Below are 9239 nucleotides of genomic sequence, written 5' to 3' on the forward strand. Positions count from 1 at the left end.
GGGCATGGCGGCCTTGATGCACAAGGACTACCAGAGCGAGCAGCCCTTCCACCCCGCCCGCGGCTTCGGCGGTCGAGCACAGATGAAGGCGAACTGGGGGGCCATCCTTACCGGGGTCCCCGACCTCCGCGCCGTGGTCGCGGCGTCGGTGCAGGATGGAGACGTTGTGTGGAGCGAGTGGCACTGGTGGGGCACGACCGAGAAGCGTGAGCCGTTCGAGATGCGTGCGATCACCCAGTTCACGGTGCGGGACGGGCTTGTCGTCAGCGGCCGGCTTTTCGCGGAGATTGTCGAGCAGGGAGGCGCTGGTATCAACGACTCTGTCGAGGCGGCGTCGGGCCACCGCCCACGGCTCGAGGGCTGATCTGGCCAATGACTTTCGGGACGACTCCCGTAGGGGGACAGCCCGAAGAGTGGAAGAAACCGCTGGCTGACCTGCGGTTTCTCGTGGTGGAGCCTAGGGGACTCGAACCCCTAACCCCCTCGTTGCAAACGAGGTGCGCTACCAATTGCGCCAAGGCCCCCGGGGCGGTGGCCCGCCCGGTGGATCAGGACTTGTGGACCGTGTCCGTCGCCTCGGCCCAGAGTGCCTGCTCGGTCTTGCCGTCGTCGATCTTCTTCTTGGCGAGGGCGGCGCCGGCAGCGGCCAGCAGGATCACGATGAGCTTCTTCATGCAGGCACCTTAGAAGACGGGCGGAGATCGAGGGGTGGTGGGCCTAAGAGGACTTGAACCTCTGACCTCTTCCTTATCAGGGAAGCGCTCTAACCGTCTGAGCTATAGGCCCGTGCCGCCTGGCGGCGTGGCCGCCCGAGGGCGACCGAGGGGGAACATTACCCCACGCTCGAGCGGGGCAACAAAACGTCAGCGCTCGTCCTCGGCCAGGGTGACTTCGATCCCGCCGAGCAGGGCGGCGGCCATGTTGTAGAGGAACGCGGTGAGGGTCGCGATGGCCGTCAGGAGGATGACATCGATGATGCTCACGAGCAGCGTGAAGCCCAGGACGCGGCCCATGCCGAGGTAGTTGGTGACGTCGAAGCCGGAGCTGTTGGAGTCGCCCTCGACGACACTGGCGACCGTCGCGTTGATCGAGTCCCACACGCCGGCGGCGCCGAGCACCGACCAGACCATGAAGACGGCCACGAACGTGACCACGCCGAAGGCGACCGACAACAGGAACGACGTCTTCATGACGCTCCAGGGGTCGATCCGGGTCAGCCGGAGCCGGGCGCGACGGGGCGCCTTCCCCGGCGTCTTGGCCGTACGGCGACTCGGCTGACCCGTCCCGGCGACGGCGTTGGCTCGGTGCTCCGTCGCTGCGTTGGACAAGGTCGCCTGGATCCGCTCGGTGAGCGGCGCGCGCGAGCCCGTGTCGGGCTCTACGGGCGTCTTCGCTCCGGTCGAGCTCTGACCCCCGGAGGCCCGGGGGGCGGTTCGCTCGGACATGGATCACTCCTCAGCGTCAACGTCTGGACTGTCGATTGTTGCACCGTCGGCGACATCCGGCGATTCGACAACCTCGCTCGGCTCGACGCCCTCGGTGGTCTCCACGCCTGGGTCGGCCGCGGTGTCACCCGCCGATTCGTCCGTCTCCTCTACCTCGTCGCGGGCCTCGACCGAGCGGGCGACCACAGCCACGGCGTCGCCCGACTTGGGGCTGACGAACTTCACGCCCTGGGTCGATCGCCCGGTGGCGCGGAAGTGTTCGTTGATCGGGCTGCGTACGACCTGACCGGCCTGGGTGATCGAGAGGATCTCGTCGCCCTCCACCACGATGAAGGCGCCGACGAGACCGCCGCGGTCCTCGTTGGTGAGGGTCATCGCCTTGATCCCGAGGCCACCGCGACCCGTGGTGCGGTAGTCGGTGATCCGCGATCGCTTGGCGAAGCCGCCGTCGGTCATGGTGAAGACGTACTGCTCCTTCACCTCGTCGACCTCGGTGGCCTCGGCCCCCTCGATCGCCTCTTCGTGGGCGGCCTCGGCGGCGACCTGAGCCGCCCTGATGACCGACATCGACAGCACCGAGTCGTTCTCGCGGAACTTCATGCCCGTGACACCCGACGTGGCGCGACCCATCGGGCGCAGCTGGCCGTCGTCGGCCTTGAAGCGGATCGCCTGGCCGCGACGCGAGACGAGGAGGATGTCGTCGTCGCTGTTGACGAGCTCGGCGCCGATCAGGGCGTCGTCGTCCTCGCGGAAGTTGATGGCGATGACGCCGGCCTGGCGTGGGCTGTTGTAGTCGCCGAGGCGCGTCTTCTTGACCAGGCCGTTGCGGGTGGCAAGCACGAGGTAGGGCGCCTGCTCGTAGTCGCGGATCGCGAGCACCTGGGCGATGTCCTCGTCCGGCTGGAACGACAGCAGGCCGGCGACGTGGCCGCCCTTCGCGTCGCGGGCAGCCTCGGGCAGGTTGTAGGCCTTGGTGCGGTAGACCCGCCCGGCCGTGGTGAAGAACAGCAGCCAGTGGTGGTTGGTGGTCGAGATGAAGTGCTCCACCACGTCGTCGCCGCGCAGGGTCGCGCCGCGCACACCCTTGCCGCCGCGCTTCTGGGTGCGGTACTGGCTGGCGAGGGTCCGCTTGGCGTAGCCGCCGCGGGTGATCGAGACGACCAGCTCCTCGTCGGGGATCAGGTCCTCCATCGACAGGTCGCCGTCGGCGGCGATGATCTGCGAACGGCGATCGGTGCCGTACTTCGCGACGATCTCGGACAGCTCGTCGATCACGATCTGCCGCTGGCGCGGCTCGTTGGCGAGGATGTCCTCGAGGTCGGCGATGATCAGCTCGAGCTCGGCGAGGCGATCGAGGATCTTCTGGCGTTCGAGGGCCGCGAGGCGCCGCAGCTGCATGGTCAAGATCGCGTCCGCCTGGTCGACGTCGATCTCGAGCAGCTCGATCAGGCCCTGTCGCGCCTCGTCGACGTCGGGTGAGCGCCGGATCAGGGCGATGACCTCGTCCAGCGCGTCGAGCGCCTTCACGAGACCCCGGTAGATGTGCGCGTCCTCCTCGGCCTTCTTGAGGCGGAAGCGCGTCCGGCGCTGGATGACCTCGATCTGGTGGGCCACCCAGTTGCTGATGAACTGGTCGATCGTCAGCGTGCGCGGGACGTAGTCGACCAGCGCGAGCATGTTGGCCGAGAAGTTGGTCTGCAGCTCGGTGTGCTTGAACAGGTTGTTCAGTACGACGCGGGCGACCGCGTCACGCTTGAGCACGATCACCAGGCGCTGGCCGGTGCGCGAGCTGGTGTCGTCGCGGACGTCGGCGATGCCCTGGATGCGCCCGGAGTCGGCGAGCTCGGCGATCTTCAGCGCGAGGTTGTCGGGGTTGACCATGTAGGGCAGCTCGGCGATCACCAGGCAGGTGCGGCCCTTGGAGTCCTCGTCGATCTCGACGACGGCCCGCTGGGTGACCGAGCCGCGGCCGGTGCGGTAGGCCTGCTCGATGCCCTGGCGACCGACGATCAGCGCACCCATCGGGAAGTCCGGACCCTTGATCCGCTCGATCAGCGCGTCCTGGAGCTCCTCACGGGTCGCGTCGGGGTGCTCGAGCGCCCAGATCGCGCCCTCGGAGACCTCGCGCAGGTTGTGCGGCGGGATGTTGGTCGCCATCCCGACCGCGATGCCGGCCGAGCCGTTGACCAGCAGGTTGGGGAACCGCGCCGGCAGGATGGTCGGCTCCTGCGAGCGGCCGTCGTAGTTGGGCTGGAAGTTGACCGTGTCTTCGTCGATCTCGCGGACCATGTCCATGGCCAGCGGCGCCATCCGGCACTCGGTGTAGCGCATGGCGGCCGCGGAGTCGTTGCCGGGAGAGCCGAAGTTGCCCTGGCCGTTGATCAGCGGCGCGCGCATCACCCACGGCTGGGCGAGGCGGACCATGGTGTCGTAGATCGCGGTGTCGCCGTGCGGGTGGTACTGGCCCATGACGTCACCGACGACACGCGAGCACTTGGAGAACCCTCGGTCGGGGCGGTAGCCCCCGTCGTACATCGCGTAGAGGATCCGGCGGTGCACCGGCTTGAGGCCGTCGCGCACGTCCGGCAGCGCGCGCCCGACGATGACGGCCATCGCGTAGTCGATGTAGCTGCGCTGCATCGAGACCTGCAGGTCGATGGGCTCGATCCGCCCGCCGGGGCCGTGGTCGATGCCGTCCCCGCTGCCGCCGAGGTTGCTGGTGGTTTCGCTCATGGGTGTCTGTGTCTCTCTCGTCGAATCTAGGATTATCTAGGACTGGTCTTAGAAACCTAGATATCGAGGAATCGAACGTCCTTGGCGTTGCGCTGGATGAAGGACCGGCGCTGCTCGACGTCCTCGCCCATCAGGATCGAGAAGATCTCATCGGCCTGGGCGGCGTCCTCGAGGGTGACCTGGAGCAGGATCCGGCCGGCCGGGTCCATGGTGGTCTCCCACAGCTCGTCGGCGTTCATCTCCCCCAGCCCCTTGTAGCGCTGGACCGGGTTCTCCTTGGGCAGCTTCTTGCCCTGCTCGAGGCCGTCACGCATCAAGGCGTCGCGCTCGGAGTCGGAGTAGACGAACTCGTGCTCGGCCGGCTTGTTCCATCGCAGGCGGTACAGCGGCGGCTGGGCCATGTAGACGTAGCCGTGCTCGATGAGCGGCTTCATGAAGCGGAACAGCAGCGTGAGCAGCAGCGTGTTGATGTGGTGGCCGTCGACATCGGCGTCGGCCATCAGCACGATCTTGTGGTAGCGCAGCTTGTCGCTGTTGAACTCTTCGTGGATGCCGGTGCCGAGGGCGGAGATGATCGACTGCACCTCGGTGTTGGCCAGCACCTTGTCGATGCGGGCCTTCTCGACGTTGAGGATCTTGCCGCGGATCGGCAGGATCGCCTGGACGCGCGGGTCGCGGCCCTGACGAGCCGAGCCACCGGCCGAGTCGCCCTCGACGATGAAGACCTCGCACTCGGCGGGGTTGGTCGACTGGCAGTCGCTGAGCTTGCCGGGCAGCCCGCCGCCGCCGAGCAGGCCCTTGCGGCCGCGCGCCAGGTCGCGTGCCTTGCGGGCGGCGATGCGCGCCATCGCGGCGGACTGCGACTTGCGGACGATGTCCTTGCCCTCGGCCGGGTTCTGCTCGAACCACGCGCCCAGCTGGTCGTTGACGATCCGCTGGGTGAAGCCCTTGACCTCGGTGTTGCCGAGCTTGGTCTTCGTCTGACCCTCGAACTGCGGGTTCTCGAGCTTGATCGAGATGATCGCGGTCAGGCCCTCGCGGATGTCGTCACCGGAGACGCGGTCCTCCTTCTTCTTGATCTGGCCCCACTCCTCTCCCCAGTGATTGACCAAGGTGGTGAGTGCGGAGCGGAAGCCCTCCTCGTGGGTGCCGCCCTCGTGGGTGTTGATCGCGTTGGCGAAGGTGTGCACCGACTCGGTGAACGAGGTGTTCCACTGCATCGCGACCTCGAGGCTCATGTGTGCCCCGGAGTTGTCCGGGGTCTCGGCCTCGAAGGAGATGACGGTCGGGTTGGCCTTGTCCTTGCGACGGTTGAGGTGCTCGACGTAGTCGACCAGTCCGCGGTCGTACTTGAAGACGCGCTCCAGACCCGTGGTCGTCTTCTTGATCGCGTCGGGCGTCGCCTGGTCGATCGAGGGATCGATCGTGCCGTCCTCCACCGCGTCGGCCAGCTCGTCGGCGCTCTCGCGCTCGTCGCGGATGACGATCTCCAGGCCCTTGTTCAAGAAGGCCATCTCGCGGATGCGGTTGGTGATCGTCTCGAGGTTGTAGGTCGTCGTCTCGAAGATGTCCTCGGAGGCCCACCAGGTCACGGTGGTGCCGGTGCGCTCGCCGGGCTCCATCGGCCGGATCTGCTCGAGGTCGGCATCGGGGACGCCGAGGGAGAACGTCTGGCGCCACAGGTGACCGCGGTTGCGGACCTCGACGATGAGCGTGGTCGAGAGCGCGTTGACCACGGAGACACCCACCCCGTGCAGGCCACCGGAGACCTTGTAGCCGCCGCCACCGAACTTGCCGCCGGCGTGCAGCATCGTGAGCGCCATCGTCACGGCCGGCATGTCCGCGCCGGGCGCGGTGTCGGTCGGGATGCCGCGCCCGTTGTCCTCGACGTGGACGCTGCCGTCATCGCGGAGGGTGACGACGATCCGGTCGCAGTAGCCGGCCATCGACTCGTCGACCGCGTTGTCGATGATCTCCCAGATCAGGTGGTGCAGGCCGCGCTCACCGGTCGACCCGATGTACATCCCCGGCCGCTTGCGCACTGCCTCGAGACCCTCGAGGACCTGGATCGCGGAGGCGTCGTACTCGACACCATTGGGCTGCTCGGGGACCTTGGCGTCGCTCACGCAAACCTCTTCTGCTGGCGCCCGGGACGGGCGCAGATGACATAGGCGAAGGTCGTGACTGATTCAGTCGACGACCTTGAGCCCAGTCTAGCCGCCAGAGGCCCAGAATCCACACACCACCCCCGAGAAGGGGGGTATCTGTGGATGAAAGGTGCCCCTGCGGGTCGCACAGAGGCCGAACGGAGCGCCGAACAGGGGGGCGGTGGAGTCCCTATACGTCCGAGCGCCTCTCAGATCGGCAGATCGGTCTACCCGTAGGTGTCGCGGGGCCCGCGCCCGTCGCGGCTGGTGAAGCGGCCCTTCTTCCAGTTCGGCAGGTGCGGTCCCTGGATGTCGATCACGGTCACGATGCCGTCGCCCAGCTCGACATTGAGCCGCTTGACGATGGTCGGGGCGAGGAGTTTGAGCTGGGTGGCCCAGGCCGTGGAGTCCGTGCGGACGATCAGTCGCGTCTCGGCGAGCGACTCCGGGGTGCAGTGTGAGGCGACCTCCTCACCGACGAGCTCGGCCCAGCGTCCGAACACCGCCTGCACCCGCAGTTCCATCTCCCAGCCGTGCTGGCTGATCATCCGCGACATCGCGGAGTCGAGGAGCTGCGGATCACGGTCGTCGGGGTGGGCGCCGGACGACTTGGGCACGGTCCGGCGGCGGAACGTGTCGCCTCCGGTCTTGCGTCGGGGGGTCCTGCCCGGGCCGGAGGCCGCGGCCTTCCGCGCCGAGCGGGCATAATCCAGGCCCTCGTCGCGGTGGCCCGGGGCGTCCGCCTCGCCCGGCTCGGCGTCCGGAGTCTCGTCAGGCATCGCGGCGTACCTCACCGTCGACGACCAGGAACCTGATGCCCTGCAGCGACTCCGGCACGTCCGCGGCGACGGCGGCAGTGACCAGCACCTGCTCCGCGCCGGCGACGAGCACCGCGAGCTGTGCGCGACGCTCGGTGTCCAGCTCGGCGAAGACGTCGTCGAGCACCAGGATCGGGTCGTCGCCGTCGGCGCGGAGCAGGTCGTACGACGCCAGCCGCATCGCCAGGGCGAAGGACCACGACTCCCCGTGCGAGGCATACCCCTTGACCGGCAGCCGCAGGTCGCCGTTGCCCAGGCTCAGCGCCAACTCGTCGCGGTGCGGGCCGACCAGGCAGATGCCGCGGTCGAGCTCGTCCTTGCGGCGGCGCTCGAGCTCGGCGAGCAGCGACTCCTCGAGCGCGTCGGGGCCCTCGGGGAGGTCGAAGGACGGCCTGTAGTCCATCTCGGCATCGTCGCGACTGGCCCCGCGGGCGACGGCCTGATAGGCCTTGCCGAGGTAGGGGCGCAGGTCGTCGACGAGGCGCAGCCGTGCCGCGAGCAGCTCGCTGCCGACACGGGCCAGCTGCAGGTCCCAGACCGACAGCGTGGACAGCGCCGTTTCACGTGAATCCCCGCGCGCCAGACCGGCGGTCTTCAACAGGCTGTTGCGTTGCTTGAGGATCCGGTCGTAGTCGGACCGGACGCCGGCCAGCCGCGGGGTCCGCAGGATCAGCAGGTCGTCGAGGAACTTGCGGCGATCCGACGGGTCACCCTTGACCAGGGTCAGGTCGTCGGGCGCGAACACGACCGTGCGCACGACCCCGATCAGGTCGCGCGGACGCGGCAGCGGCGACCTGTTGATGCGTGCGCGGTTGGCCCGACCGGGGTTGAGCTCGACCTCGAGGATGGCCGTGCGCCCGCTCCGCACGACCGCCGCCCGGATCAGCGCCTGGTCGGTGCCGGCCTTGACGAGCGGCGCGTCCGAGGCGACCCGGTGCGAGGACAGCCGTGAGAGGTAGTCGATGGCCTCGACGAGGTTCGTCTTGCCCTGGCCGTTGCGGCCGATGAACGCCGTGGCACCCGGCTCCAGCTCGACGTCGAGGTCGGCATAGGAGCGGAAGTTGTGCAGGGTGAGGTGCGTGACGTGCAAGGCCCTGGCTAGCTGTCGTCGGGGTTGGCGTCGCCACCGGCAGCAGCGACGGTCTTCACCGCATGCCCACCGAACTGGTTGCGCATGGCGGCGACCGCCTTCATCGTCGGCGAGTCCTCCTGGCGCGAGACGAATCGGGCATACAGCGCGGCGGTGATCGCGGGTGTGGCGACGGCATTCTCGATACCGGCCTCCACGGTCCAACGGCCCTCGCCGGAATCCTCGGCGTAGCCGGCGATCTTGGACAGACCCGGGTCGTCGTCCAGGGCCGCGACCATCAGGTCGAGCAACCACGAACGGATGACCGTGCCCTCGCGCCAGGAGCGGAAGACCTCGGTCACGTTGTCGGTGAGCTCGGCCGTCTCCAGCAGCTCCCAGCCTTCGGCGTACGCCTGCATGACGGCGTACTCGATGCCGTTGTGGACCATCTTGGAGAAGTGCCCTGCGCCGACCTTCCCGGCGTGCACGGCGCCGAAGTCGCCCTCGGGCTTGAGGGTGTCGAAGGCGGGCTGGACCTTGGCGATGTCGGCCGGGTCGCCGCCGTACATCAGGGCATAGCCGTTCTCCCGGCCCCAGACACCGCCCGAGACACCGCAGTCGACGTAGCCGATCGCCTTGGGGCGCAGCAACGCCGCGTTGGCGATGTCGTCGGTCCAGCGCGAGTTGCCGCCGTCGACGATCACGTCGCCGGCCGCGAGCAGCCCGCCGAGCTCGGCCACGGTCTGACGCGTCGGGTCGCCGGCCGGCACCATCACCCAGACCACCGTGGGCGAGGGCAGCTTCTCGACCATCTCGGCCAGGGAGGCGACGTCGCTGACATCGGGGTTGTGGTCGAAGCCGACGACCGTGTGGCCGCCTGCGCGCAACCGCTCGCGCATGTTGCCGCCCATCTTGCCCAGACCGACGAGTCCGATGTCCATGCGAGTGCCTCTCGGTGGATCGTTGGTGATGGTCTCACTCAACCATTCGCGTGGTCGGTGCAGAAGACGGGGCGGCAGGTCGTCTC

Annotated in this window: 8 protein-coding genes and 2 tRNA genes; 1 reads left to right on the forward strand and 9 read right to left on the reverse strand. The window is 68.2% G+C overall.

Annotated features, from left to right (window positions below; translation table 11 throughout):
- Positions 1-364 (forward strand): nuclear transport factor 2 family protein (locus RMO85_RS17500; RefSeq protein ID WP_310530000.1); only part of this gene is annotated, 364 nt, incomplete at its 5' end.
- 84 nt (positions 365-448) lie between these two features.
- On the opposite strand, the gene RMO85_RS17505 is transcribed toward RMO85_RS17500, so the two are convergent.
- From RMO85_RS17505 to gnd, 9 genes are all read right to left on the reverse strand, one after another.
- Positions 449-524, reverse strand: a tRNA-Ala gene (locus tag RMO85_RS17505).
- A gap of 24 nt (positions 525-548) precedes the next feature.
- Positions 549-674, reverse strand: coding sequence for a DLW-39 family protein (locus tag RMO85_RS17510; RefSeq protein ID WP_310530001.1), 126 nt, complete (start codon positions 672-674; stop codon positions 549-551).
- 35 nt (positions 675-709) lie between these two features.
- Positions 710-786: transfer RNA gene (locus RMO85_RS17515), tRNA-Ile, on the reverse strand.
- 77 nt (positions 787-863) lie between these two features.
- Positions 864-1445 carry a DUF3566 domain-containing protein gene (locus RMO85_RS17520; RefSeq protein ID WP_310530002.1) on the reverse strand — a complete coding sequence of 194 codons (582 nt, stop codon included), beginning with the start codon at positions 1443-1445 and terminating at the stop codon, positions 864-866.
- Positions 1446-1448: 3 nt separating this feature from the next.
- Complete coding sequence (gene gyrA / locus RMO85_RS17525) at positions 1449-4178, reverse strand: DNA gyrase subunit A (RefSeq protein ID WP_310530003.1); 2730 nt, start codon at positions 4176-4178, stop codon at positions 1449-1451.
- A gap of 56 nt (positions 4179-4234) precedes the next feature.
- Positions 4235-6304 (reverse strand): DNA topoisomerase (ATP-hydrolyzing) subunit B, encoded by a 2070-nt coding sequence (gyrB, locus tag RMO85_RS17530; protein ID WP_310530004.1) that lies wholly within the window; start codon positions 6302-6304, stop codon positions 4235-4237.
- A gap of 248 nt (positions 6305-6552) precedes the next feature.
- The gene (locus RMO85_RS17535) at positions 6553-7104 is read right to left on the reverse strand and encodes a DciA family protein (protein WP_310530005.1); all 552 of its coding nucleotides are present in this window, start codon (positions 7102-7104) and stop codon (positions 6553-6555) included.
- Entirely contained in the window at positions 7097-8233 is a 1137-nt protein-coding gene (gene recF, locus RMO85_RS17540; protein WP_310530006.1) for a DNA replication/repair protein RecF, read from the reverse strand. The genes RMO85_RS17535 and recF overlap by 8 nt, the downstream gene beginning before the upstream one ends.
- An 8-nt stretch (positions 8234-8241) precedes the next feature.
- Positions 8242-9153, reverse strand: coding sequence for a phosphogluconate dehydrogenase (NAD(+)-dependent, decarboxylating) (gene gnd / locus RMO85_RS17545; RefSeq protein ID WP_310530007.1), 912 nt, complete (start codon positions 9151-9153; stop codon positions 8242-8244).
- Positions 9154-9239 lie beyond the last annotated feature (86 nt).

Origin of the sequence: Nocardioides sp., from assembly GCF_031422975.1 — a bacterium.
Classification (GTDB): Bacteria; Actinomycetota; Actinomycetes; order Propionibacteriales; family Nocardioidaceae; genus Nocardioides.